A 25,209-nucleotide genomic window follows, 5' to 3' on the forward strand; every position below is an offset into this window, starting at 1 on the left:
TCTCGGTGTTCGGGTGGATCTGAGGGGACTCGAACCCCTGACCCCCTGCATGCCATGCAGGTGCGCTACCAGCTGCGCCACAGACCCGTATTCAACTTGATTCCCCCTGCTGTTTCAGCGGAAGCAACTTGAATAGGTTACTACATCTTGAGAGCGGTTGTGACCACTTTCGGTGCTCGGCACCGACGGGATGGTCAGTTCGCGGGCTGCGGTGCGGACGAGACCAGCGGAATCACCGGGCAGTCCTTCCACAGACGCTCCAGCGAGTAGTACATCCGCTCCTCCTCGTGGAAGACGTGGACGACGACCTCGCCGAAGTCGAGCAGGATCCACCGCCCCTCGGACTTGCCTTCGCGTCGCAGCGTCTTCACGCCGCTCGCGTTCAGGCGGTCTTCGACCTCGCCGGCGATGGCGACGACGTTGCGCTCACTCCGACCGGTGACGAGGAGGAAGGCGTCGACGAACGGCAACGGACCGGAGACATCGAGCGCGACGAGATCCTCGCCGCCTTTGGACTCGGCTGCGGTCGCTGCGAGCTGGACGGCGTCCAGTGTGGTGTCGGACAGGGTCATGTGGTGTACTCCTCTGGCGATCGCATGGTGCGCGATCGGATGAATGTCGGCAGGGCTAGAACGCTCCGCCGAAGAAACCGATGATGAGCACCGCGATCACGCCGGCGGCGAGCACCGCGGCGGCGATCGCGAGCGTCATCAGCAGCTTGTTGCTCTGGTTGGTGGTGGCCGGGACGACGTCGCGGGTGGAACCGTGGCTACTGACCGCGCGGCTGGCCGCGACCGGGGACGCTGCGGTGACCGAGGCCGGCAGCTCATCGCCCTCGATCAGTCGGTCGATCCCTGCACCGTCGAAATGGTTCGGGTCTTGACCGGCGGAACCCAGTCCGCGGGGCAGATCGATGGTTCCGGTGATGAGGATCTCGCCCGTGGAGTTGGATGTGGCACCCGCCTCAGCCTGCGCCGGAGCGACGGGGATGATGAGCGAGCTCGTGGTGATCTGCCCCGTGCTCGTCATGCCGCTTCCGAGGAGGTCTTCGAACGCGACCTCGTTGTCGGCCTGCGAAGCCTTCTCGGCTTCGAGTGCCGCGACGAGCATGGAGTCACGCCCGAACCCCTTCGACAGGGTCGACGCGGGGTCCTCGGAGATGTCGTCGCGGTCGGAGACGTCGAAAAGCGAACCGGTGGCCACCGGTGTCGTGGCGGCGGGGGTCACGGGAGGCGTCGGCGCCTCGGCGGACCGGGCCTTGGCTGCGCGCTCGTCGGCGGCGGCCCGCTCAGCGGCCTTGCGTTCAGCCGCCTTGCGTTCCTCAGCCTGCTGTTCTTCGGCCTTGCGCTCGGCGGCCTTGCGCTGCTCAGCCTGCTTGGTGGCCTCGGCCTCGCGACGTTCCTGCTCAGCTGCAGCGGCAGCCTTGGCGTCCGCTTCCTGCTGAGCGAGCTTCGAGGCCTGCTGACGGGCCGCCTTGTTCTGCTTCTGGGGTGGAGCGACCACCTGGTCTGGCGTCCGCGGCGGCAGGGCGACCGAAGGGACCGGCTGTTCGACCGGAGGAGCGACCGGCGCTGCCGGGGAGCCCACCTGCTCGATCGATCCGGTGCGCTCGAGTTCTCGCAACTGACGGCGCGTGAGTCCACCGGTCGGGGTCGGAGCAGGTGCACCGGATGCCGGAGCACTCGACGACGGCGCGGGTGACGTGGACGAAGGCGTTGGAACACTCTCGTCGCGCGACGTGGCCTGCTCGGGGATCGCCCCCCCGGCGACGGGTTCGGATGTCGACGCGCGTCGTGTCCGTGGTGCAGCAGCGTCCGGCGTCGCTTCGTCAGCGGACGTCGACGGCTGCTGGCTCGCTCGAGCCTGTCGCCTGGTCAGGGGCGCATCCTCTGGCAACGCGGTCATGTGGCTTCACTCCGATACAGGTGGTGCTTGGTGATGTACTGCACGACACCGTCGGGAACCAGATACCAGACCGGAAAGCCTTTGCTCACCCGGCTCCGGCAATCCGTCGACGATATCGCTAGGGCCGGAACTTCCAACAAGCTTACGTCGTGCTGTGGTAATCCGGAAACGTTCAAATCGTGTCCCGGTCTACTCACAGCGACGAAGTGAGCGAGGTCCCAGACCTCTCTGACGTCTTTCCAACTGAGGATCTGGGCGATCGCGTCCGCACCAGTGATGAAGAACAGCTCGGCATCGGGACGCTTGCGGCGCAGATCGCGCAGCGTGTCGATCGTGTACGTCGGTCCGGCTCGGTCGATGTCGACCCGGCTGACGGTGAAGCGGGGGTTCGCTGCGGTGGCGATCACGGTCATGAGGTAGCGGTGCTCGCTGTCGCTCACGCCCGACTTCCGGTACGGCATGCCGGTCGGGACGAAGACGACCTCATCGAGGTCGAAGTGCTGCGCGACCTCCGAGGCGGCGACGAGGTGCCCGTGGTGGATCGGGTCGAACGTCCCGCCCATGACCCCGATCCGAGGACGACGGGTGGTCGTCTCGGTGACGGGCGCGCTCACGCCGGACAGCTTAGTGGCCGTGCTCGCCGTGGGCGGCGGCCGACTCGCCCTTGTCGGCATGGCGGTTGGCGACGTCGCGGTAGCTGAAGGTCACGGCGCCGAGGATGGCGAACAGCACGAGGGCGACCGCGCCGAACACCCAGGTCGGTGCGGCGAGTTCGACGGCGTGCTCCGATTCAGCCAGGACGGCGGTGGCCAAGACGGACGCGGCAATCGACATGATCTCTCCTTCTATGCGACGCCTCGTGACGCCCATACCAGTCTAGCGACTACCGACGGGTGTGGCCCGAACCACGCACGAGCCACTTCGTACTCGTGAGTTCCGGCAGTCCCATCGGTCCCCGGGCATGGAGCTTCTGCGTCGAGATGCCGACCTCGGCGCCGAATCCGAACTCGGCGCCGTCGGTGAAGCGGGTCGAGGCGTTGACCATGACGACGGCCGAATCGACCTCGGCGAGGAACCGGTCGGCGTTCACCACGTCGTTCGTGATGATCGCGTCGGTGTGTCCGGTGGAGTATCGGTCGATGTGCTCGAGCGCGGCGTCGAGGTCGTCGACCACGCGCACCGAGAGCTCGAGCGACATGTGTTCGGTGGACCAGTCCTCCTCGACGGCGGGCACGACGTCGGCGAAGACCTCGCTGGCACGTTCGTCCGCGTGGATGAGCACCCCGTGCTCGCGCAGGTCGCCGAGCACGGCGGGCAGCACGCGCGCAGCCGCCGCGCGGTGGACGAGGATCGTCTCCAGCGCGTTGCAGACCGATGGGCGCTGCACCTTGGCGTTGCGCACGATCTCGACGGCCCAGTCGAGTTCGGCACTCTCGTCGAGGAACACGTGGACGACGCCGGCGCCGGTCTCGATCACGGGGACCGTCGACTCTCTGACGACCGTCTCGATGAGTGACGCGCTCCCCCGCGGGATGAGGACGTCGATCAGACCCCTGGCGTTCATGAGCTGCTTCGCACCGTCGCGACCGAACTCATCGATGGTCTGTACCGCGTCCCCGGGAAGGCCGACGGACTCGAGCGCCGACCGCAGCAGCCCCACGAGGACCACGTTCGAGTGTTCCGCCGCGGACCCGCCGCGGAGCACCACGGCGTTGCCGCTCTTGATCGCGAGGGCGGCGATGTCGACAGTCACGTTCGGGCGCGCCTCGTAGATCGCGCCGACCACGCCGAACGGGACGCGTACCTGCTCGAGCTTCACCCCGTCCGGAGTGTTGCTCCCGCGGACCACCTGGCCGACCGGGTCGACGATCGCGACGACGTCGCGTACCGCCACCGCGAGCCCGTCGATGCGGCCCCGGTCGAGGCGAAGACGATCTTGCAGGCCGACACTGATGCCCTGCTCGCGTCCCGCGACGAGGTCGCGCTCGTTGGCGGCGATGACCGCATCCGCGCCCTCGACGATCGCGACGGCGATGGCCTCGAGGGCCCGGTTCTTCTGCGCGGTGGTCGCCTGGGCGAGGACCCGGGAGGCACGCTTCGCAGCGGTGAGACGATCCGCGAGTGGCAGCACGGTGGTGATTGGCGACGACATGCGTCGATTCTACTCAGCGGCGTCTGGTGGACGCTCTCCGCGTCACGCTGGTTGGAACCAGGTGCCGAGGTGCTCACCGCGGAGGGCGGACGCGACGTTCGTGGTCGACGTCACGAGGACGGACGTCCCCGCCTCGGCGGCCAACCGGGCGGCCGACACCTTCGTGCCCGCTCCCCCGGTGCCGACGCCCGCGGAGCCGATGTCGCCGAAGGTGACGCCCGAGAGGGTGTCTCCGAACGGGACCTCCTCGATCCGCTCGGCACCCGCTTCGTGCGGAGGGCGGGTGTACAGCGCATCGACGTCACTCAGCAGGACGAGGACGTCGGCCGCGACGAGGACCGACACGAGGGCGGCAAGGCGGTCGTTGTCGCCGAACCGGATCTCGTGCGTCGCGACGGTGTCGTTCTCGTTGACGATCGGCAGGATGCGCAACCCGAGGAGGCGTTCCATCGCCCGCTGGGCATTGCTCCGGTGACTGGGGTTCTCGAGGTCGCCGGCGGTGAGCAGTACCTGGCCCGCGACGATGCCGAACCGGTCGAGGCTGTCCTGGTACCGGTAGATCAGCACGTTCTGCCCGACGGCGGCAGCCGCCTGCTGCGTCGCCAAGTCGCTCGGACGGGCGTCGAGGCGGAGGTAGGGCATCCCAGTCGCGATGGCGCCCGAGGACACGAGGATGACCTCGGTGCCTCGGGCGTGCGCCTCGGCCAGAGCCTCGACCAGCGCAGTGATCTGCCCGGCGTTGTCGCCACTGATCGAGGAGGACCCGACCTTCACGACGATGCGTCGCGCCGACGGGATGCCACTGCGCTGGTGGATGGTCACCGGTCGTCGTCCTCCGTCGTGACACCCTCGTCCTGCTGTGCGTCGGCCGGCACGGAGCCGACCTCGAAGCCCTCGTCGTCGTTCCAGAGACCGGCCGCACGTTCGCGGAGCAGCTCGGCACGGGCCTCGGCCTTGGCGTCCATGCGCTCGAAGTACTCGTCGCGACGCTGGTTGCGCGTCGGGCGGTGGCTCGCGTCGAGACGCGGGTCCGTCCCACGCGGCTGCGTCAGCAGTTCCGCAGTGCTCGTGAGTGTGGGCTCCCAGTCGAAGACCACACCGCCACCCGCGCCGATCATCACGGTCGCGCCGGCGACGGCACCGGCCTTGAAGAGCGCCTCTTCGACGCCGAGCTTCGCCAGGCGGTCCGCGAGGAACCCGACGGCCTCCTCGTTGTTGAAGTCCGTCTGCTGCACCCAGCGTTCCGGCTTCGCGCCGAGGATGCGGTAGAGGTTGCCGTAGGTGCCACCCTCGACCGTGACGGTGAACTTGGAGTCGTCGACCGGCTTCGGGCGCAGCACGATCCGAGGCTTGGCGGCCTCGAGGGCTGCGCGGGCGCGGCTCTCCTCGACGAGCTCGCTCAACGCGAACGAGAGCTGTCGGAGGCCTTCGCGCGAAACCGTCGAGATCTCGAAGACCTTGTAGCCGCGCGCCTCGAGGTCGGGACGCAGGAACTCGGCGAGCTCCCTCGCCTCCGGGACGTCGATCTTGTTGAGCGCGATGAGCTGCGGACGCTCGACCAGCGGCGTCTGCCCCTCCGGCACCGGGTAGGCGGCGAGCTCGGCCAGGATGATGTCGAGGTCGCTGATCGGGTCGCGTCCCGGTTCGAGCGTCGCGCAGTCCAGCACGTGCAGGAGCGCGGAGCAGCGCTCGACGTGACGCAGGAACTCGAGACCGAGGCCCTTGCCCTCACTGGCGCCCTCGATGAGCCCGGGGACGTCCGCCATGGTGTAGCGGACCTCGCCGGCCTCGACGACGCCGAGGTTCGGGTGCAGGGTGGTGAACGGGTAGTCCGCGATCTTGGGCTTCGCCGCGGACATCGCCGCGATGAGGCTGGACTTGCCGGCGGAGGGGTACCCGACGAGCGCGACGTCGGCGACGGTCTTCAGCTCGAGGAGGACGTCGCCTTCCCAGCCGGGCGTGCCGAGCAGCGCGAAGCCTGGTGCCTTGCGCTTGGTCGAGGAGAGCGCCGCGTTCCCGAGGCCGCCCTGGCCGCCGGGAGCGACGACGAACTCCATGCCGGGCTCGACGAAGTCGACGAGTTCGACGCCGTCGACGTCCTTGACGACCGTCCCGACAGGGACCGGCAGGATGAGCGTCTCGCCCTGGAACCCGTTGCGGTGGTCGCCCATGCCGAAGCCGCCGGTGTCGGAGCTCCGGTGCGGTGACCGGTGGTACCCGAGCAGCGTCGTGATCTGAGGATCGGACACGAGCACGATGTCACCACCGTGTCCGCCGTTGCCGCCGTCGGGGCCGGCCAGCGGCTTGAACTTCTCGCGCTTCACGGAGACGCAGCCGTTGCCGCCGCCGCCCGCTCGCAGGTGCAGTGTGACCCGGTCGACGAATGTGACCATGGACGCTCAGCCCCTCTCTGGATCATGGAACTCGGTTGTACGACAGCAGGGGGCGGGCCGAAGCCCGCCCCCTGCTGGAAAGACGTTGTTGCTACTCTGCAGCAGCGACGATGTTGACGACCTTGCGGCCGCCCTTGTTGCCGAACTGCACGGAGCCGGCCTCGAGGGCGAACAGCGTGTCGTCGCCGCCACGACCGACGTTGGCGCCGGGGTGGAAGTGCGTGCCGCGCTGACGGACGAGGATCTCGCCCGCGAGGACGACCTGGCCGCCGAAGCGCTTCACACCGAGACGCTGTGCGTTGGAGTCACGACCGTTGCGAGTGGAACTCGCACCCTTCTTGTGTGCCATCTCTTCTTCTCCTCGATGCCTTACTTGATGCCGGTGATCTTGACGCGCGTGAGCTCCTGACGGTGCCCCTGACGCTTCTTGTAACCGGTCTTGTTCTTGAACTTCTGGATGATGATCTTCGGACCGCGGAGGTTCTCGAGCACCTCGGCCGTCACCGTGATCTTCGCGAGCGACTTCGCGTCGGAGATGATCTTCTCACCGTCGACGTGGAGCACCGCGGGAAGCTCGATGTTGCCATCCTTGTCGGCCTTGACCCGGTCCATCGTGACGATGGTTCCGATCTCGACCTTCTCCTGCCGTCCTCCGGCGCGCACAACTGCGTAAACCACTACGTACCCGTTCTTTGGGGAGCGAAACGCTCCGACTGACTGTTGCTGGAAGTTACTGCTCGGAAAGGCTCGAACACGTGGGACACCTTGATGGCAGAAAACCGTTGGGCGTGGCATTGAAAACTCAATGCACACCAACGGTCGAGTTTACTTCATCGTGCAGTCCAGGTCAAACCAGTGGGCACAGAACCTCGTGACCGAGGCTGTTCCTCACGGCTCCCACACCGGACGCACTCGACCAGTGTACCCCGGGGGCTCCTGAACGCCGGCCGGGTGCCCGGCGCGTCCGACCACGGACGGGAATCGCGCGAGAGGCTCGATGGTTGGATGGAGGCATGACGGTGCTCATCGATCCCCCGCTGTGGCCGGCGCACGGCACGCTCTGGTCCCACGTGGTGAGCGACAGCTCCCTGGAGGAGTTGCACGCCTTCGCCGGACGCACCGGGCTCCCGCCGCGATCGTTCGACCTCGACCATTACGACGTCCCCGCCGAGCGCCATGCGTCGCTCGTGGCGGCCGGCGCTGTCGCGGTGACCGGCGGCGAACTCGTCCGTCGACTCATCGCCAGCGGCTTGCGCATCACCGCACGCGAACGGCGCGCCTCCCGAGGAGACGCGCCGTCCTGATGCGACCGGACTATTCGGCCTGACGCTGCGCGCCGTCCGAACCGACGGCCTGTCCGCCCGCGAGTGAAGCTGTCGACACCCGGCGGCTGCGGCCGCGACCCTGACCCGGCTGCTTCGGCTCGGGGAGCGCGTCGAGGACGGACTCGAGCAGGTGCTCGGGGTCCGCGACGGCCGCGCGACGCGGCTTGTCGGCGACGGGTGCGATCGGCAGGTCGAGCAAGGCCAGCGCCGGGGCCGCGGATTCGCTTGGCGCCTCGGTGGGGCGTTCCTCCGAAGAACCCCGGCGGGACCCGTCACCGCCGCGACGGCGCGGTTCGCGCTTCTCGCGCCGGCTCCGACGACCGTCGTGCGACCCGGACTGATCCTCCGGTGACGTCGTGGACTCGTCCGCGACCGACTCTTCGGAACCCTGCGCCTCGGTGTGCTGCGACTGCGTGTGCTGCGCCTCGGCCACGACGGCGTCGGCCACGGCCTCGGCGGCGGCGAGCTCCTCGTGGTGCAGCGTGCGCGCCGCGATCAGGGCGAGCGCGTTCTTCGCGTCGTCGGTGATCCCGTGCGTCTGTCCGGCCGGCTTCTGCTGGGCGCTCTGGCCGTTCGAGGACGGCTGCCCGCCCTGTGACCCACCCTTGCCGCGCCGGCGCTGCTGCTCCGGCTGCGGCGTCTGGCGGTGCTTCACGACGGGGTCGTGGTGCACGACGACGCCGCGTCCGGCGCAGACCTCGCAGGGCTCGCTGAACGTCTCGAGCAGGCCGAGACCGAGCTTCTTGCGCGTCATCTGCACGAGACCGAGCGAGGTGACCTCGGCGACCTGGTGCTTCGTGCGGTCGCGGCTGAGGCACTCCACGAGGCGGCGCAGCACGAGGTCGCGGTTCGACTCGAGCACCATGTCGATGAAGTCGACGACGATGATCCCGCCGATGTCGCGCAGCCGCAGCTGACGCACGACCTCCTCAGCGGCCTCGAGGTTGTTCTTGGTGACCGTCTCCTCGAGGTTGCCGCCGGAACCGACGAACTTCCCCGTGTTGACGTCGACGACCGTCATGGCCTCGGTGCGGTCGATCACGAGGGATCCGCCGGACGGCAGCCAGACCTTGCGGTCGAGCGCCTTCTCGATCTGCTCGGCGATGCGGTAGTCCACGAAGGAGTCGCCCGAGCCGTCGTACGGCTCGACCCGCTCGAGCAGGTCGGGGGCGACGCCGCGCAGGTAGCTCTGGATGTCCTGCAGCGCATCCGAGCCCTGGATGACGAGCTTGTGGAAGTCCTCGTTGAAGACGTCGCGGATGATCTTGATGAGCAGGTCGGGCTCGCTGTGCAGCAGTGCCGGCGACTGGACCGTCTCGATCTGACGGGAGATCTCCGACCACTGCGACTTCAGTCGCGTGACATCGAGCGTGAGCTGCTCCTCGGTCGCGCCCTCGGCGGCCGTGCGGACGATGACGCCGACGTTCTCCGGGAGGACCTCCTTGAGGATCTTCTTCAGGCGGGCGCGCTCCGTGTCGGGCAGCTTGCGCGAGATGCCGTTCATCGAGCCGTTCGGCACGTAGACGAGGTACCGACCGGGGAGCGAGACCTGACTCGTCAGGCGCGCACCCTTGTGCCCGACCGGGTCCTTCGTGACCTGGACGAGGACCTTGTCGCCACCCTTGAGCGCGAGCTCGATCCGGCGAGGCTGGTTGCCCGTCTCCACGGAGTCCCAGTCGACCTCGCCGGAGTAGAGCACCGCGTTGCGTCCGCGACCGATGTCGACGAACGCCGCCTCCATGCTGGGCAGGACGTTCTGCACGCGGCCGAGGTAGACGTTGCCGATGAGCGACGCCTCCTGGCTCCTGGCGACGTAGTGCTCCACGAGCACGCCGTCCTCCAGCACGCCGATCTGCGTCTTGCCGTTCTTGGAGCGGACGACCATGACACGGTCGACCGATTCGCGGCGGGCGAGGAACTCGGCCTCGGTGACGACCGGACGACGACGACCGGCGTCGCGTCCGTCACGGCGACGCTGCTTCTTGGCCTCGAGCCTCGTCGAGCCGCGCACCTTCTGCGGTTCGGTGATGAGTTCCGGCTCACGCGGCGTGCGGACCTTGACCACGTTGCGGGTGTCGGGGCGCGAGTCGCCACCCCGCTCGGCCTGCTCCGGTCCGTCCTCGCCGGCACGACGACGCGTGCGACGCCTCGACGAGCTGAGCTCCGCCTCGAGCGGTTCGTCATCGCGGTGGACGATCGGCGGCAGGTCGGGCGCCTGGAACAGCAGCATGGTGGTCGGTGGACGCACCGGTGCGGCAGGTGCCGACTGCTCGTCGGGCCCGGCCGCCTGGGCGTCCGTCTCGGTGCTGGCCGACTCGTCCGCCGTCTCAGGCGTCGTGAGGTGCTGGTCGGTCGGTTCGTGCTCGGTCCCCGGCGTGGCCGGATCCTCGGTGTGCTCTTTCACCATTCCTGGTGTACTCCCCTATGCCGGGTCGGTGGCCGCGCCACCCTCCGGTTCTTCGTCTCGTGCGTGCGGCCGCGGGTGCAGCCGTTCGCAAATCCTGTGTGATCGCTGGCTCTCGGAGCTCTCACGATCGTGCCGGCACGTGCCGGCGGGTCCTGGGCTCTCATTGCCCAACAAGCCTGTTGTGTCGTGCGGTCGAGCGCGGCTCGGGCACCACCCCACGATTATCGCACGAACAGGGCCGACGGTCCTGAGTACGGACCACCCGGGCATGTCCCGCCGCCGTTCAGGCGGGCGTGCGAGAATCAGGGCGTGTCAACTCCGGTCATCGACGCGCGCCCCAAGGGCCTCGCCATCTTCCTCATCGTCGCAGGTGTCATCGGGTGGATCGCGGCGTTCGCGCTCACCCTCGACAAGTTCCAGCTCCTGCAGGATCCGAACGCCCAGCTCGGCTGCAATCTGAGCATCCTCGTGCAGTGCGGGGTCAACCTGAACTCCTGGCAGGGTGCCATCCTCGGATTCCCGAACCCGATCATCGGTCTCGCCGCCTGGATCGCCCCGATCGCCGTCGGCGTCGCGGTCCTCGCCGGAGCGCAGTTCGCGCGGTGGTTCTGGATCGCCTTCAACATCGGGTTCCTCGGCGCCCTGGGATTCGTCATCTGGCTGATCTCGCAGAGCATCTTCGTCCTCGGCACGCTGTGCCCGTGGTGCATGGTCACCTGGTCGGTGACGATCCCCTCGTTCATCGCGGTGACCGCGTTCACCCTGCGGAACGGCATCATCCCGGCGTCCCCCGCCGTCCGCCGCGTCGCCGGGGTCGTGTCCTCCTGGATCGTGGTGGTGACGCTCGGGTGCTACCTCGTGGTGGCGGTCATCGCCCAGCTTCGCCTCGACGTCCTGTCCTACCTGTAGCCGGTGGCGGCCCGAACGGCCGCGGACGCGTACGACGAAGCCCGCCCCCGGAATCGGAGGCGGGCTTCGTCGTGCGGAGTCGGTGCGTCAGGCGAACCAGAGCGCGAGCTCACGGGAGGCGGACTCGGCGCTGTCCGAGCCGTGGACGAGGTTCTGCTGGACCTTGAGACCCCAGTCGCGGCCGAAGTCGCCGCGGATGGTTCCGGGCGCAGCGGTGGTCGGGTCGGTCGTGCCGGCGAGCGAGCGGAAGCCCTCGATGACGCGGTTGCCGGCGACGCGGATCGCGACGACGGGACCGCTCAGCATGAACTCGACGAGGGGCTCGTAGAACGGCTTGCCCTCGTGCTCGGCGTAGTGCGCGGCAAGGAGCTCGCGGTCCGGCTCGACCATGCGCAGGTCCACGAGCGAATAGCCCTTCGCCTCGATCCGACGGAGGATCTCGCCGGTCAGGTTGCGTGCGACGCCGTCAGGCTTCACGAGTACCAGGGTTTCTTCAACAGCCACGGTCAATCCTTCGCTTCTCGGTAGAGCGCCTGCTGACGCTCGATCTTGTCGCCTTGGACCATCGCATAGGTCCAGACGGCTGCGGCCATCCCGCCGACGAGGAACATCATCGGCACGAGCAGGCCGGTAGCCACGATAGCGGCTTGCACCGCCCAGCCCAGCCAATACCCCCAGCGGAATCGCAGGAGCGGGATCGTCGCGACGATGATCAGACACAGCACCGCTCCGCCGATCAACGCGACCGGGGCCGGGAGGGCCTTCAGCCCGAAGATGACGAGCGCGCCGAGGAACATGACGATCATCTCGAAGCCGAGGATGATCGATCCGAGGGTCTGCTTGATGCTCCGTGGAGCCCGACTCCGTGCCATGCCGCTCATGCGGTCGCCTTCCATTCCCGGTCGTCGGCGACCTCGATCGCCTCGCCCACGAGGGTGATCGAGCCGGTGATCACCACCAACCGGCGCGGCGCCTCCTCGGCCCAGCGCCGTGCGTCCTCAGCGGCCTCGTCGAGCGTGTCGGCGAAGGTCGACGCCGGCAGGTCGAGCGACGCGGCGAGGCGCGAGAGCTCCTCGGCGGGGATCGCCCGCTCCGACTCCGACTGGGTGAAGAAGAAGCCGGATGCGGCGGGCGCCAGGGTCGTCAGGATACCGGCGGCGTCCTTGTCCTGGAGGATGCCGACCACGAAGGCGATCTCGTCGACGTCGAAGTAGCTGCCGAGTGCGGCAACCAAGGACGCGGCACCGTGCGGGTTGTGCGCAGCGTCGACGAGCACGGTCGGCTCGGTGCCGATGAGCTGCAGACGCCCCGGGGAGGCGACCTCGGTGAGGCCCTCCGCGAGGACGTCCTCCGCGATCGGCTGGGTCGCTCCGCCGAGGAACGCCTCGACCGCGGCGATCGCGAGCGTCGCGTTCCGTCCCTGGTGGTCTCCGTAGAGCGGGAGGTACAGCTCCGGGTAGGTGCCGGCGCGCCCTCGGACGGTGATGAGCTGTCCGCCCACCGCCACGGCGTCCTGCACGAGGGCGAACTCCTCACCTTCGAACACGGCCGGATCGTCGACCGCCGCGGCGGCGTCGACGATCGCCTGACGCGCGTCGGGGTGCTGCGCGGCCGAGACCACCTGCGCCCCGGGCTTGATGATGCCGGCCTTGGTGCGCGCGATCTCGGCGATCGTCTTGCCGAGACGCTGCACGTGGTCGAGGTCGATGGGTGTGAAGACGGCGACCTCGGCATCGGCGGCGTTCGTCGAGTCCCAGGCACCGCCCATCCCCACCTCGACGACGGCGACGTCGACGGGGGCGTCGCCGAAGCAGGCGAATCCCAGGACGGTGAGCGCCTCGAAGAAGGTCAGCGCGGGCTCACCGGCCGCCGTGAGCTCGGCGTCGACCATCGCCAGATACGGCTTGATGTCGTCCCAGTTCCTGGCGACGGCCTCGTCCGAGATCCGCTCGCCGTCGATCCCGATGCGCTCGGTGAACCGGACGAGGTGCGGACTCGTGAAGAGACCGGTGCGGAGCCCGTGGGCGCGGAGGATGCTCTCGATCATGCGGGCCGTGCTCGTCTTGCCGTTCGTTCCGGCGATCTGGATGATCGCGAAGGACGACTCCGGGTTGCCGAGGAGCTCGAGCGCCCGCTTGGTGGCACCGAGACGCGGCTGCGGCTGTGCCTCCCCCAGCCGTTCCAGGAGCTCGCGGTACACGGCGTCGGCGGCATCGGCCGAGGACAGCTCGTCTCCGGGGATCAGGTCATCGGACATCGGCGGTCTCCTCTGCACGCGCGACGGTCACGGTGAAGGCTCCGGCGTTGCCGAACTTCCCGGCCGCGAACGACTGGGCGAAGCCCGACGCTCCAGCCTGGGCCTCGTCGTCGGACCAGGTCAGGGACGTCGCCAGGGTGTCGCCGGCGAGGTCGACCACGTCGAGAGCACTGCGCACCGCGCGTTCGTCGGCGTCGTCCTCGAATCGGAGCTGCAGCCGGATCCGGTCGCTCACCTGCAGGTCCGCCGCCTTCCGGGTGTCCTGCACAGCACGGATGACGTCGCGGGCGAGTCCCTCCGCTTCGAGCTCGGGCGTCAGCGTGGTCTCGAGCAGGGCGAAGCCACCCGAGGGCAGGAGCGCGAGCGCAACGCCACCGGCGGCGCCCGAGGACGCCTCCATGACGAGCTCGTACTCGCCGTCGACGAGCTCGATGCCGCCGGCCGTGACCGTGCCGTCGACCTCGGACCAGTCGCCGCTCCGAGCGCCCTTGATCGCCTGCTGCACCGTCTTGCCGAGGCGCGGGCCTGCCGCGCGGGCGTTGATCGAGAGGCGCGAGGTGACGCCGAACTCGGTGCCGCTGGTGTCGGTCAACTCGGCGAAGGAGACGGCCTTGAGGTTGAGCTCCTCGCGGAGGATCGCCTCGAACGGAGCGAGCGACGCGGGGTCGGGCGTGACCACGGTGAGCGATGCGAGCGGCAACCGGACACGGAGACCGGCCTGCTTGCGGAGGGCGAGGGTGACACCGGAGACCTCGCGGACCCGGTCCATCGCCTCGACGAGTGCCGCGTCCTCCGGGAACGCCTCGGGCTCCGGCCAGTCAGTGAGGTGCACGCTGCGCTCGCCCGTCAGGCCGGTCCAGATCTGCTCCGTGATGAGCGGCAGGAGTGGAGCAGCGACCCGGCAGTACGTCTCGAGGACGGTGTAGAGCGTGTCGAAGGCGTCGCGGTCGAAGGCGCCACCGTCGGTCGACCAGAAGCGGTCGCGGGAGCGACGCACGTACCAGTTGGTCAGGACGTCCGCGAAGTCCCGCAGCGAGGCCGCCGCGAGGGTCGCGTCGAACGCCTCGAGGTGGTCGGTCACCGTGACGACGAGCTCACGCGTCTTGGCGAGGATGTAGCGGTCGAGGACGTCGGTGGAGTCCGTGCGCCACTCGGCGTCGTAGCCACCAGGCACCGCCGTGTTCGCGTACAGCGAGAAGAAGTACCAGGTGTTCCACAACGGCAGCATCACCTGGCGGACGCCCTCACGGATGCCCTCCTCCGTCACGACGAGGTTGCCGCCGCGCAGCACCGAGCTCGACATGAGGAACCAGCGCATGGCGTCGGAGCCGTCGCGGTCGAAGACCTCGTTGACGTCCGGGTAGTTGCGCAGCGACTTCGACATCTTCTGGCCGTCGCTGCCGAGGACGATGCCGTGGCTCACGACGCTCGTGAACGCCGGCCGGTCGAACAGCGCGGTCGACAGCACGTGCAGGAGGTAGAACCACCCACGCGTCTGGCCGATGTACTCGACGATGAAGTCCGCGGGGCTGTGCGAGTCGAACCACTCGCGGTTCTCGAACGGGTAGTGCACCTGGGCGAACGGCATCGATCCGGAGTCGAACCAGACGTCGAGGACGTCGGTGATGCGGCGCATCGTCGACCGGCCGGTCGGGTCGTCGGGGTTCGGCCGCGTGAGCTCGTCGATGTACGGGCGGTGCAGATCGGTCGGGCGCACGCCGAAGTCGGCCTCGAGCTCGTCCAGCGAGCCGTACACGTCGATGCGCGGGTAGGCCGGGTCGTCGCTCTTCCACACGGGGATCGGCGAACCCCAGTACCGGTTGCGGCTGATCGACCAGTCGCGCGCACCTGCGAGCCACTTGCCGAACTGTCCGTCCTTCACGTTCTCCGGCACCCAGGTGATCTCCTGGTTGAGCTCCTCCATGCGGTCGCGGAACTCGGGCACGCGGACGAACCAGCTCGACACCGCCTTGTAGATGAGCGGCTGCTTGCAGCGCCAGCAGTGCGGGTAGGAGTGCTCGTAGCTCGCCTGACGCAGGAGGCGTCCCTGTGCCTTCAACAGCTGGGTGAGCGGCTTGTTGGCGTCGAAGACTTGGAGACCGGCGACGTCGGACACCTCGGGGAGGAACTTCCCGCCGTCGTCGACGGAGACGATCACCGGGATGCCGGCGGCCTCGCACACCTTCTGGTCCTCTTCACCGTAGGCGGGGGCCTGGTGCACGATGCCGGTGCCGTCCTCGGTCGACACGTAGTCGGCGACGAGGATGCGCCAGGCCTGCTCCATGCCCCACTCGGCGTCGGCGTAGTAGTCCCAGAGGCGGTCGTAGGAGACGCCTTCGAGCTCGCGCCCGACGATCGTCCGGGAGACGGCGGCCTGCGCCTCGGCCGCGGAGTCGTAGCCGAGGTCCTTCGCGTAGTTGCCGAGCAGCGCCGAGGCGATGAGGTACTCGCCGCCGAGGACCTCGGTGTCGGCGTGGGCGGAGCCCTCCTCGCGGAGCACCGTGGCGTCGGGGGTGCCGTTCGGACCGGCCGGGACGACCGCGTACTCGATGTCGGGCCCGACGGCGAGCGCGGCGTTCGTCGGCAGGGTCCAGGGCGTGGTCGTCCAGGCGAGCGCGCGGACGGCGGTCAGTCCGAGGCTCTCGGCCTTCGGACCGATCAGCGGGAAGGTGACCGTGACGGTCTGGTCCTGACGGGAACGGTAGACGTCGTCGTCCATCCGCAGCTCGTGGTTGGAGAGCGGCGTCTGGTCGCGCCAGCAGTAGGGCAGCACCCGGTAGCCCTCGTAGGCGAGGCCCTTGTCGTGGAGCTGCTTGAAGGCCCAGATGACCGACTCCATGTAGGTCACGTCGAGGGTCTTGTAGTCGTGCTCGAAGTCGACCCAGCGCGCCTGGCGCGTCACGTAGTCCTGCCATTCCTCCGTGTAGCGGAGGACGGAGTCGCGTGCGACCTGGTTGAAGGCGGCGAGCCCCATCTCGTCGATCTGTCGCTTGTCGGTGATGCCGAGCTGGCGCTCCGCCTCGAGCTCGGCGGGGAGGCCGTGGGTGTCCCAGCCGAACCGGCGGTGCACCTGCTTGCCGCGCATCGTCTGGAACCGGGGGAAGAGGTCCTTGGCGTAGCCCGTGAGGAGGTGACCGTAGTGCGGGAGGCCGTTCGCGAAGGGCGGGCCGTCGTAGAACACCCATTCCGGAGCGCCCTCGCGCTGGTCGATGGAGGCCTGGAAGGTACCGTCGGCGGCCCAACGGGCGAGCACCCCCTCCTCGATCGAGGGGAAGCTGGGCGACGGCGTCACGCCGAACGCCGCGCCGTTCGATCCCGACTCGGCTGGGGTCGGTTCCTGGGACTTCGGGTAGCTCATCGTTCTCCTGGCAGGTCTCGTGGGTCCTGCGAGGACGCCGGCGTTGCCGACGCGGTACCACCCCGCTTGCCGCTCCACTGGAACGGCCGCTCTGCATCGGCTGTGACGGGCCTGACCCGCTCGGTTCTACTGGGCTCCCGCTGAGCGGTCGCTGTTCTGCCGAGGACTCCCCGGTGATGGCCGGATCGATGTCGATGGTCCCATCGTACAGCCTGCGGAGCGACTCCGAGGAGGGTCGGCTACGAGGAGCTCGGCCCGTCGATCCGGGCGAGGGCGCGGCCGTACCCGTCCACCACCGGAGCGATCGCGCGGCGGAGGTAGTCGCCGAGCTCGCCCCGGCCGACACCTGCGGCCGCCCATGCCCCGGCGCCGGCGACGATCGCGCCGGCGAGCGCCGCTGCGGCGGACCGGATGGTCAGCTCGTCGGCGCGGACGGCGAGGCGCGCGAGCGAGACCCGGAGCACGGCTTGGAGACGCAGCAGACGTTCGAGGCCGGACGCTTGCAGCTCCCACGCGGTGTCCATCAGTTCGATCTGCGTGAGCGCCCAGGGCACGGCGCCGTTCGAGCGCTCCTCGGCGATGCCCAGGAGCGCGGCTTGCAGTGACGGCATGGCGTCGGCGACATCCGTCGCAGGGGCGTCCCCGGCTGCGGCGAGCGCCCGTTCGAGTCCGGCGAGCGCGGCGTCGACGTCGACCCAGAGGACGTCGCTCTTGGAGCCGAAGTAGTTGAAGAAGGTGTTGCGGCTGACGCCGGCGCGGCTCGCGATCTGGTCGACGGTGGTGCCGGGGTATCCCTGTTCGAGGAAGAGTTCGGCGGCCGCCTCCTCGAGGACGCGTCGGGAGGATCGTCGGGGTCTGCCGACGGCGTTCCGTGCCGGTGGTCGTGCCATGTGGGCTCCTTCCGCCGCCTGTGAGCCTAGCCGTCGTGTGAGGGGTCGGGGCGTGGTGCCGAGGCTCTATGCTGGTTCCGAGACGGCGTCCAATAATTCGTCCGACGCCGCCACCGGGCCCTCAGCACCCGGTCGATCGCCTTCTGGAGTCCCTGTGCCCGCATCCCCCTCCCCTGCCCGTCGATGCCCTGCGTCCTCGCGTCGTCCGTTGCGCGTCGCCGCGGCGCTCGTTCCGCTCGCGGTCCTGCTCGCAGCGTGTGCACCGGGGACGCCGGCCGCGTCGAGCACGCCGAAGGCCGGTGGGACCCTCGTCTACGCCAGCGGGGACGCCGAGCCCACGTGTCTCGATCCGCACGTCGGCGGCAACTACCCGCAGGCCCTGTTGAGTGCACAGTTCCTCGAGCCGCTCGTCTCCCGAGACGCGAAGGGTGAGATCATCCCGTGGCTCGCCGAGTCCTGGACGACGTCGGAGGACGGTCTGACCTGGGAGTTCACGCTCCGGTCGGACGTGACGTTCACCGACGGCACCCCGTTCGACGCGGCGGCGGTCAAGGCGAACATCGAGCACCTGCAGGACCCGGCGACGAAGTCGTCCACGGGCTACCTCGCGGTGGGCAAGGTCGCGTCGGTCGAGGCGGTCGACGCCACGACGGCCAGGTTCATCCTCTCCGCTCCCGACAGCGCGCTCCTGGAGTCGTTGTCGCAGCCGTGGACGGCGATGGAGTCTCCGACGGGGATCGCCCGCGGTGAAGCCGCGAACTGCGATGCGCCGGTCGGTACCGGACCGTTCGTCGTGGACGAGTGGGTGAAGCAGGACCACGTCTCGCTCGTCCGGAACGACGCCTACGACTCGGCACCGGGCGACGCCGCGAACGACGGGCCGGCGTACCTCGACGGCATCACGTGGCGCTTCATCCCCGACTCCGCGTCGCGCTTCGCGGCACTCCAGAGCGGCGACGTCGACATCATCGACAACGCGCAGCCCGACACGATCGCGCAGGCGAAGGACTCGAAGACGATCGTCGACCTGGACGCACCCCGCCCCGGTGCCTCGAACCGCATCGAGCTGAACGCGGGACAGGCGCCGTTCGACGACCAGCGCGTGCGTGAGGCCTTCGTGCGGTCGACGGACGTGAACGCCGGCATCGAGTCCCTGTTCTTCGGCACGGCGAAGCGTTCCTACTCACCACTGTCGAGTGCGGAGGCCACCGCCTACTCCGACGAGAGCCTGTTCGGCTACGACCTCGATGCGGCGAACAAGCTCCTGGACGAGGCAGGCTGGACCGAGAAGGACGAGGACGGCGTGCGGACGAAGGACGGCGTCCGGCTGACCGTACGGTTCCCCGTCAGCACGAACCAGTCGATCCCGGCCGAGCAGTCGCTCTTCGAGCAGATCCAGGCCGGAGCCGGCGACGCCGGCTTCGACGTGCAGCTCGAGCTGCTCGACCTCTCGAGCTGGTACGAGGCGCTCGGATCCAACGCCTACGAGGCCGTCAGCGCTCCGTACACGAAGGTGGGACCGGACGTCCTCCGGGTGCTCTACGACTCCTCGGGCATCGTTCCGGCGCCGAGCGGCTACTTCGCGAACCACGCCCAGCTGGACGACCCCGCGCTCGACGAGATCCTGAAGCAGGCGAGCGACACCCTCGATCCCGAGGAACGGGCGTTCCTCTACGAGCAGGCGCAGCAGATCATCCTCGACGGCTACTACATCCTGCCGCTCTACGACCAGCAGAACCACTTCCTGCTGAGCACCTCGCTGCAGGGCGTCCGCGCGCTGCCGACGGTGTCGACGCCGGTCTTCGGGGACGCCTGGCTCGTGGAGTGAGCTCCGTCGGCCGCTCTGGACGCGACCTCCGCCGCCTGGCCGGGCGGATCGGGGCACGTCTGGCCGGTGCGGTGTTCGTGCTCTGGGCGGTCGCGACGGTCACCTTCTTCGCCGTCCGGCTGATCCCCGGCGACCCGGCGCAGGCCTATCTCGGCGGCCCCGGCTCCCAGGCGTCGGCTGAAGCGCTCGAGCGGGTGCGCGAGCAGTACGGCCTGGACCAGCCGCTCCTCGTGCAGTACCTCGCGCAACTAGTCCGACTGGTCCAGGGGGATCTCGGCGAGTCGGCGTCCCTCCGCACGCCGGTGGCCCAGGTGCTCGCCGAACAGCTCGGCGGGACGCTGGTACTGGCGACGGCGTCGCTCGCCATCGCCTGGCTCCTGGCGCTCGGCCTCGCGGTCTGGTCGACCCGCGGTGGGCGGGTGTCCGCGGCCCTCGGATCGGCCGTCGAGCTCGTGGCGGCATCGCTCCCGCAGTTCTGGCTCGCGACCGTCCTCATCACGCTCTTCAGCACCTGGCTCGGATGGCTCCCACCGGTGAGCACGGGTGATGCGGTCGGACTCATCCTCCCGGTGCTGACCCTGGCCATCCCGGTCGCCGGGTTCCTGGCCCAGGTGATGCGGGAACCGTTGCTCGACGCTGGGAGCGCGCCGTTCGCCGTCTCAGCGGCCGCCCGCGGTGAATCGACGACCGGCCTGCTGCTCAGACACGGCCTACGTCATGCCGCCGTCCCTGCAGTGAACCTGTCGGGATGGGCCTTCGGGTACCTCATCAGCGGCGCGGTGGTGGTGGAGACCATCTTCGCCCGGCCTGGCCTCGGGCGGACGCTGCTCCAGGCGGTGACCGTCCGCGATGTCCCGGTGGTCACCGGCGTGGTGCTGAGCTCGGCGGTGGCGTACGTCGTCGTCATGTTCCTCGCGGACCTCGCGGCGGAGCTGCTCGACCCACGCGACCGGATCCGGCGGTCCGGTTCATGAGCGGGCTCGCGATCACGCCGGCGTCCGGAAGCGCCGACGCCCGGGTCCGCCGCGGATGGCGCCGGTCGTCGGGATTCGGCGCACCCGAGATCGTCGCTGCTGTAGTGGTGCTGTTCCTGCTCGGCTGTGCGCTCGCCCCCCAGCTGTTCGCGACAGCGTCACCGACGGCGGTCGACCCGCGGGCCGCGTTCTCGCCGCCCTCCCTCACGCACTGGTTCGGCACGGACGAGTCCGGCCGTGACGTCTGGAGCCGGGTCGTGCACGGTGCGGGGACCTCGCTCCTCATCGGCGTCGCCGCGACGGCCATCGGACTGATCCTCGGAGCAGTCCTCGCGACGATCGCCGCAGTCGGCGGGCGGATCGCGGACTTCGCCGTGGGCCGCGTCCTCGAGGTGCTCTTCGCGTTCCCCGGCCTGTTGCTCGCGCTCCTCGTGATCGTCATCGCGGGGCCCGGTCCCGTCACGGCGACGATCGCGGTCGGCCTGTCGACGGCGCCGGGCTATGCGCGCCTCATCCGCGGTCAGCTGCTCCAGGTCCGCTCCTCCGACTTCGTCGAGGCCGCGCGAGTGCTCGGGCATGGGCCGGCCCGGATCCTGTTCCGACACATCCTCCCGAACGCCGTCGCCCCGCTGTTCGTCCTCGCGACCCTCGGCATCGGACAGGCGGTCGTCTGGGCGTCCGCCCTGAGCTACCTCGGGCTCGGGGCGCAACCACCCGCGCCGGAGTGGGGTGCCATGCTCGCCGCAGCACGCACCTATCTCGCGACGGCGTGGTGGCTCACGGCGTTCCCGGGTCTGATGATCGTCGCGACCGCCCTGTCCACCACGGTCCTCGGCCGGGGTCTCCAGCGCCGATCTCGGGAGGATGGCCGATGAGCGACACCAGTCCACTGCTCCAGGTGGAAGCACTGACGGTCGGATTCGGCAGCGGGGACGCCGTCGTCTCCGGCGTCTCCTTCCAGGTCGAGCGCGGCACCTGCGTCGCGATCGTCGGCGAGTCGGGCTCCGGCAAGAGCGTGACCGCCAGAACGCTCCTGGGCCTCGCCGGCGCATCGGCGCGGGTGACGGCCGCTCGACTCGACTTCGACGGCATCGACCTCCGCGGACTCGGAGCATCGGCCTGGCGACGCCTGCGCGGGCGTCGCATCGGACTCGTCCTCCAGGACGCCCTCGTGTCACTCGACCCCCTGCGACCGATCGGGCACGAGATCGACGACGCACTCCGACTCGGCACCGACCTCGACCGGACCGCCCGCACCCGGCGGGTGCTCGAACTCCTCGAATCCGTCGGCATGCCCGACCCGGCTTCCCGCATCGGCCAACGTTCCGGTGAACTCTCCGGCGGGCTCCGTCAGCGCGCGCTCATCGCGTCGGCGATCGCACTGGACCCCGACCTCCTCATCGCCGACGAACCGACGACCGCGCTCGACGTCACCGTCCAAGCACGTGTCATCGGCCTCCTCGACGACGTCAAGCGGCGCGGGGCGGGCCTCCTCCTGATCAGCCACGACCTCGCCGTCGTCTCGTCGATCGCCGACCACCTCGTCGTGATGCAGCACGGTGTCGTCGTCGAGCAAGGGCCGGCCGAACAGCTGCTGACCAGGCCGACACACCCGTACACGCGAGCCCTCATCGCCGCGGTCCCCACCGACCGCGCTCGAGGGACCCGCCTCAGCGCAGACCAGCCGGTCGACGCGGCCCCGGTGGCCGAACAGCCGGCGACGGGCACCCGTCCGACGACGCAGACCGGATCGGACGCACCCGCGCTCGAGTTCCGATCCGTCACCCGGAGCTTCGAGCGTGGCCGCGGCGCATCGGCGATCCTGGCGGTCGACGACGTCTCGCTCCGCCTGGAACCGGGGACGACCCTGGGCGTGGTCGGCGAGTCCGGTTCGGGCAAGACCACGCTCGCCCGCATCGCACTCGGCCTCACCGCGCCGCAGTCGGGAACCGTGCTCCTCGAGGGCGAACCGTGGTCGGAGCTCCCCGAGCGAGCGCGTCGTCCACGACGGAACCGTCTGGGCTGGGTCTCGCAGGATCCGCTGAGTTCCTTCGATCCACGCTGGCGCGTCGACGCCATCCTCGCCGACGCCGTTCGTGGACGCGAAAGCGCACCTCGCGACATCACCCGTCTCCTCGCGGACGTCGGCCTCGATCCCTCGTTGGCTCGCGCGCGCCCGCGGACGCTCTCCGGCGGGCAGCGGCAACGCGTGGCGATCGCGCGGGCACTCGCGAGTCGACCGTCGACGCTCATCCTCGACGAACCCGTCTCCGCGCTCGACGTCACCGTCCAGGCCAGGATCCTGGACCTCCTCGACGAGCTGCAGCGACGCCACGGCCTGAGCTACCTGCTGATCTCCCACGACCTCGGCGTCATCCGGCACATGAGCGACCGGGTCGCCGTGATGCAGGACGGGCGGGTGGTCGAGCATGGCGACGCCGAGCAGGTCTTCACCGCGCCGGCCCACCCCTACACCGCCCGACTCGCAGCCGACGCTCCGCGCCTCATCGCGCCCGGTGCGGCATCAGGGCGCGACGGCGCCTGACGTCGGCGTCGGGATGCGGTCGAGCACCGCCTGGACGACGGGCGCGAGGGTCTCGGCGTACACCCAGCTCAGGTGGTGATGGTCGCGGTACGCGAGGACACCGCCGATCACCGGCGAGCACCGATCGGACGTGCACAGGGCGTCCGAGAGGTCGACGGGTCGGACCCGTGGGTCGGTGCTCGCGAGGGCGGCGTCGTACTGCGGATCCTCCGTGAGCGCGTCGCTCCGGTCCCGGGCGCACCCGTCCTCCGGATCAGCGTCGTCGCGGACGCACTCCAGCACGTCGTCCGACATCGTCGGGGTGTCGCGCAGGACGACGATCTGCTCGATCGTCGCTGGCACGAGCGCCCAGCGCTCCGCATAGGCTTCCGCAGCCACCTCCCGCCAGTCGCGGTCCCCCTCGGCGACGACCGGGTTCCGGGCGCGCGCCGAGAGGACGAGCGTGTCGATCTCCGGTTCGTCCTGCAGCAGCTCAAGGGCGTCGCGGTTCCAGCTCAGGCACCCGGCGCGCATCTCGGCGAGCACCGCCGCGCTCGTACCGGGCTCCGTGCGCTCGGCGTCGCTGAACGGGCAGGAGCTCTTCGCCGCGACGAGGAGCCGCCACCCGTTCGTCTCGGCAGCCGTCGCGAACGCCGGCAACCACTGCTCGGCGTGGGAGTCCCCGATGAGCGCAACCGTCCTCGTCGCCTGCTCCGCGCCGGCGCCGTAGGCGCAGACCTCGAACGCGGCAGCTCGGATGTCGGTGATGCAGCGGTCCGGCGGCAGGTCGGCGAGCGACGCATCAGGAATGACGACCCCGCGGGCCTCGTCCCCGGGAGACGCCGAGGAACCGTCGCGCGAGGTCTCGCCACCGGAGCCCTCCGTGCCGTCCGATGACGCCCCGTCGTCGCGCGGACACGCTGCAGCATCGACGAGCTCCGCGGCGCCGAGGCAGTTCGACGGAGTCGCGACCAGGGTCTCGATGCGCTGCTGTTCGGCGGCGATGCGCGCCTCGGCACCGGGGAGCACCCCGATCGAGGCGATCAACAGGACGCTCATCGCGAGGGCGGTCGCGCCGATGACCCGTCGTGGCCGCCAACCGGCCATCCGCCCGAACCGGATCGGGCGCTCCACGAACCGCGTCGTCACCTCCGCGAGGACGCCCGTGATGACAAGGAGGACGAGCTGCTCGGGGACGGTCGCCGACCGAGCGAGCACGATCCCGCCGAACACGATGAGGGGCCAGTGCCACAGGTAGACGGCGTAGGAGCGGTCGCCGAGCCACTGGATCGGCGCCCGGACGAGCAGCGCGGTCGGCGACCACCGGACGTCCGGGGCCCAGGCCGCCATCACGGCGATCGTCCCGCCCACCGGCAGCGCCGCGGTCAACGCCGGGAAGGGCGTCTCCCCCGAATACCAGACGGCAGCCGCCCCGATCGCGGCGAACCCGAGCCAGGCGACGACCGTGCGCCCACCCGCCCGCAACGCCCACCCGCGCCGGGCTCCCTCGGCCACCAGGATCGCCGTCAGTCCCCCGGCGGCGAACTCCCAGGCCCTCGTCGTCGTGGCGAAGTAGGCCGGAGACGGGTCCTGCGCGGTGAAGACGACCGACCAGGCCGCCGACGCAATGCAGACGAGTCCGATCGCGATCGCGACGCCCCGACGCCGCACCGTCGTCTCAGCCGAGCGTCGGGCGAACCGCACGGCGAGCCAGCCGGCGACGAGGACCAGGATCGGCCAGACGAGGTAGAACTGCTCCTCGACCGACAGCGACCAGAAGTGCTGCACGGGCGACGGAGCGTCCTCCGCCGCGAGGTAGTCGATCGCGGATCCGGCGAGCGCCCAGTTCTCGATGTACAGGCCCGACCACGCGATCTCGTGCAGGAACCGGGGCAGGTCCCCGAGTGGCGCGAGGTACCAGCTCGCGACGAGGGTCGCGGTGAGGACGGTGAGCGCGGCGGGGAGCAGACGTCGTGCGCGCCGGGCCCAGAACCGCCCGAGTCGGACCGAACCGGATCGCTCGACCTCGGCGAGGAGGTGCGCCGTGATGAGGAACCCGGAGATCGCGAAGAACACGTCGACGCCAACGAACCCGCCCGGCACGAGCCCCGGCCAGAGATGGAACACCACGACGAGCGAGACCGCCACGGCGCGAAGGCCTTGGAGGTCGGCTCTCACGGGGCCGGAGGCGGCTCTGGTCGACACGGTCCGATGCTATCGGCGGAGGATGACGGTCTGCGGTCCGGCGTCCTCCCGGTCCCCTGCGATAGCATGGGATGTTCCCACA

The 25,209-nt window shown here is 69.6% G+C and carries 22 protein-coding genes and 1 tRNA gene; 6 read left to right on the forward strand and 17 right to left on the reverse strand.

All coding sequences use genetic code 11. The features are described 5' to 3' along the window. Nucleotides 1-14: 14 nt before the first annotated feature. The 10 genes from ACQG07_RS00825 to rplU form a co-directional block, all read right to left on the reverse strand. Nucleotides 15-87: transfer RNA gene (locus tag ACQG07_RS00825), tRNA-Ala, on the reverse strand. A gap of 107 nt (nt 88-194) precedes the next feature. Next, a complete protein-coding gene (gene rsfS / locus ACQG07_RS00830; protein ID WP_079002329.1) occupies nt 195-572 on the reverse strand; it encodes a ribosome silencing factor in 378 nt (125 codons plus the stop codon). Between the two features lie 55 nt (nt 573-627). Then, nucleotides 628-1,503, reverse strand: a complete 876-nt coding sequence (locus ACQG07_RS00835; protein WP_426736903.1) for a hypothetical protein — start codon at nt 1,501-1,503, stop codon at nt 628-630. Between the two features lie 398 nt (nt 1,504-1,901). Next, complete coding sequence (gene nadD / locus ACQG07_RS00840) at nt 1,902-2,579, reverse strand: nicotinate-nucleotide adenylyltransferase (protein ID WP_426736904.1); 678 nt, start codon at nt 2,577-2,579, stop codon at nt 1,902-1,904. Next, nucleotides 2,530-2,739 carry a hypothetical protein gene (locus ACQG07_RS00845; protein WP_124769192.1) on the reverse strand — a complete coding sequence of 70 codons (210 nt, stop codon included), beginning with the start codon at nt 2,737-2,739 and terminating at the stop codon, nt 2,530-2,532. Before ACQG07_RS00845 ends, nadD begins: the two co-directional genes overlap by 50 nt. A 49-nt stretch (nt 2,740-2,788) precedes the next feature. Further along, nucleotides 2,789-4,057: a glutamate-5-semialdehyde dehydrogenase gene (locus ACQG07_RS00850; protein WP_274499808.1), complete on the reverse strand. Its 1,269-nt coding sequence runs from the start codon at nt 4,055-4,057 to the stop codon at nt 2,789-2,791. Between the two features lie 42 nt (nt 4,058-4,099). Continuing rightward, on the reverse strand, nt 4,100-4,879 hold the full coding sequence (gene proB, locus ACQG07_RS00855; protein ID WP_079002325.1) for a glutamate 5-kinase: 780 nt from the start codon (nt 4,877-4,879) through the stop codon (nt 4,100-4,102). Further along, a complete protein-coding gene (gene obgE / locus ACQG07_RS00860; protein ID WP_079705726.1) occupies nt 4,876-6,450 on the reverse strand; it encodes a GTPase ObgE in 1,575 nt (524 codons plus the stop codon). Before obgE ends, proB begins: the two co-directional genes overlap by 4 nt. Nucleotides 6,451-6,541: 91 nt before the next feature. Further along, entirely contained in the window at nt 6,542-6,799 is a 258-nt protein-coding gene (gene rpmA, locus ACQG07_RS00865) for a 50S ribosomal protein L27 (protein WP_056006626.1), read from the reverse strand. Between the two features lie 20 nt (nt 6,800-6,819). Then, on the reverse strand, nt 6,820-7,128 hold the full coding sequence (gene rplU / locus ACQG07_RS00870) for a 50S ribosomal protein L21 (protein ID WP_079002324.1): 309 nt from the start codon (nt 7,126-7,128) through the stop codon (nt 6,820-6,822). A 335-nt stretch (nt 7,129-7,463) separates the two neighbouring features. Between rplU and ACQG07_RS00875 the strand changes: the two genes are divergently transcribed. Then, entirely contained in the window at nt 7,464-7,754 is a 291-nt protein-coding gene (locus tag ACQG07_RS00875) for a DUF4031 domain-containing protein (RefSeq protein ID WP_064295598.1), read from the forward strand. A gap of 10 nt (nt 7,755-7,764) precedes the next feature. Here the strand turns inward: ACQG07_RS00875 and ACQG07_RS00880 are convergent, their stop codons facing one another. Further along, nucleotides 7,765-10,179: an Rne/Rng family ribonuclease gene (locus ACQG07_RS00880; RefSeq protein WP_426736905.1), complete on the reverse strand. Its 2,415-nt coding sequence runs from the start codon at nt 10,177-10,179 to the stop codon at nt 7,765-7,767. Between the two features lie 312 nt (nt 10,180-10,491). Between ACQG07_RS00880 and ACQG07_RS00885 the strand changes: the two genes are divergently transcribed. Continuing rightward, nucleotides 10,492-11,091 (forward strand): vitamin K epoxide reductase family protein, encoded by a 600-nt coding sequence (locus tag ACQG07_RS00885; RefSeq protein WP_159878484.1) that lies wholly within the window; start codon nt 10,492-10,494, stop codon nt 11,089-11,091. 87 nt (nt 11,092-11,178) lie between these two features. On the opposite strand, the gene ndk is transcribed toward ACQG07_RS00885, so the two are convergent. From ndk to ACQG07_RS00910, 5 genes are all read right to left on the reverse strand, one after another. Then, nucleotides 11,179-11,595 (reverse strand): nucleoside-diphosphate kinase, encoded by a 417-nt coding sequence (gene ndk, locus ACQG07_RS00890; protein WP_079705723.1) that lies wholly within the window; start codon nt 11,593-11,595, stop codon nt 11,179-11,181. A gap of 2 nt (nt 11,596-11,597) precedes the next feature. Further along, nucleotides 11,598-11,972: a DUF4233 domain-containing protein gene (locus ACQG07_RS00895; protein WP_064295611.1), complete on the reverse strand. Its 375-nt coding sequence runs from the start codon at nt 11,970-11,972 to the stop codon at nt 11,598-11,600. Next, nucleotides 11,969-13,348: a bifunctional folylpolyglutamate synthase/dihydrofolate synthase gene (locus ACQG07_RS00900; protein ID WP_426736906.1), complete on the reverse strand. Its 1,380-nt coding sequence runs from the start codon at nt 13,346-13,348 to the stop codon at nt 11,969-11,971. The genes ACQG07_RS00895 and ACQG07_RS00900 overlap by 4 nt, the downstream gene beginning before the upstream one ends. Beyond that, nucleotides 13,338-16,706, reverse strand: a complete 3,369-nt coding sequence (gene ileS / locus ACQG07_RS00905) for an isoleucine--tRNA ligase (protein ID WP_426736907.1) — start codon at nt 16,704-16,706, stop codon at nt 13,338-13,340. Before ileS ends, ACQG07_RS00900 begins: the two co-directional genes overlap by 11 nt. A gap of 239 nt (nt 16,707-16,945) precedes the next feature. Then, entirely contained in the window at nt 16,946-17,596 is a 651-nt protein-coding gene (locus ACQG07_RS00910) for a TetR/AcrR family transcriptional regulator (RefSeq protein WP_079705719.1), read from the reverse strand. Nucleotides 17,597-17,804: 208 nt separating this feature from the next. Between ACQG07_RS00910 and ACQG07_RS00915 the strand changes: the two genes are divergently transcribed. From ACQG07_RS00915 to ACQG07_RS00930, 4 genes are read left to right on the forward strand one after another with little or no spacing between them, the layout of a single operon-like run. Next, the gene (locus ACQG07_RS00915) at nt 17,805-19,424 is read left to right on the forward strand and encodes an ABC transporter substrate-binding protein (RefSeq protein ID WP_241160870.1); all 1,620 of its coding nucleotides are present in this window, start codon (nt 17,805-17,807) and stop codon (nt 19,422-19,424) included. Beyond that, the gene (locus ACQG07_RS00920) at nt 19,421-20,398 is read left to right on the forward strand and encodes an ABC transporter permease (RefSeq protein ID WP_274499804.1); all 978 of its coding nucleotides are present in this window, start codon (nt 19,421-19,423) and stop codon (nt 20,396-20,398) included. Before ACQG07_RS00915 ends, ACQG07_RS00920 begins: the two co-directional genes overlap by 4 nt. Then, on the forward strand, nt 20,395-21,273 hold the full coding sequence (locus tag ACQG07_RS00925; protein ID WP_124769182.1) for an ABC transporter permease: 879 nt from the start codon (nt 20,395-20,397) through the stop codon (nt 21,271-21,273). The genes ACQG07_RS00920 and ACQG07_RS00925 overlap by 4 nt, the downstream gene beginning before the upstream one ends. Beyond that, nucleotides 21,270-22,943 carry a dipeptide ABC transporter ATP-binding protein gene (locus ACQG07_RS00930; RefSeq protein WP_426736908.1) on the forward strand — a complete coding sequence of 558 codons (1,674 nt, stop codon included), beginning with the start codon at nt 21,270-21,272 and terminating at the stop codon, nt 22,941-22,943. Before ACQG07_RS00925 ends, ACQG07_RS00930 begins: the two co-directional genes overlap by 4 nt. On the opposite strand, the gene ACQG07_RS00935 is transcribed toward ACQG07_RS00930, so the two are convergent. Then, entirely contained in the window at nt 22,923-25,127 is a 2,205-nt protein-coding gene (locus ACQG07_RS00935) for an acyltransferase family protein (protein WP_426736909.1), read from the reverse strand. The genes ACQG07_RS00930 and ACQG07_RS00935 overlap by 21 nt on opposite strands. Nucleotides 25,128-25,209: the final 82 nt, after the last annotated feature.

Origin of the sequence: Plantibacter sp. 2H11-2, assembly GCF_050031945.1 — a bacterium.
In the GTDB taxonomy this organism is placed as follows: domain Bacteria; phylum Actinomycetota; class Actinomycetes; order Actinomycetales; family Microbacteriaceae; genus Plantibacter; species Plantibacter auratus.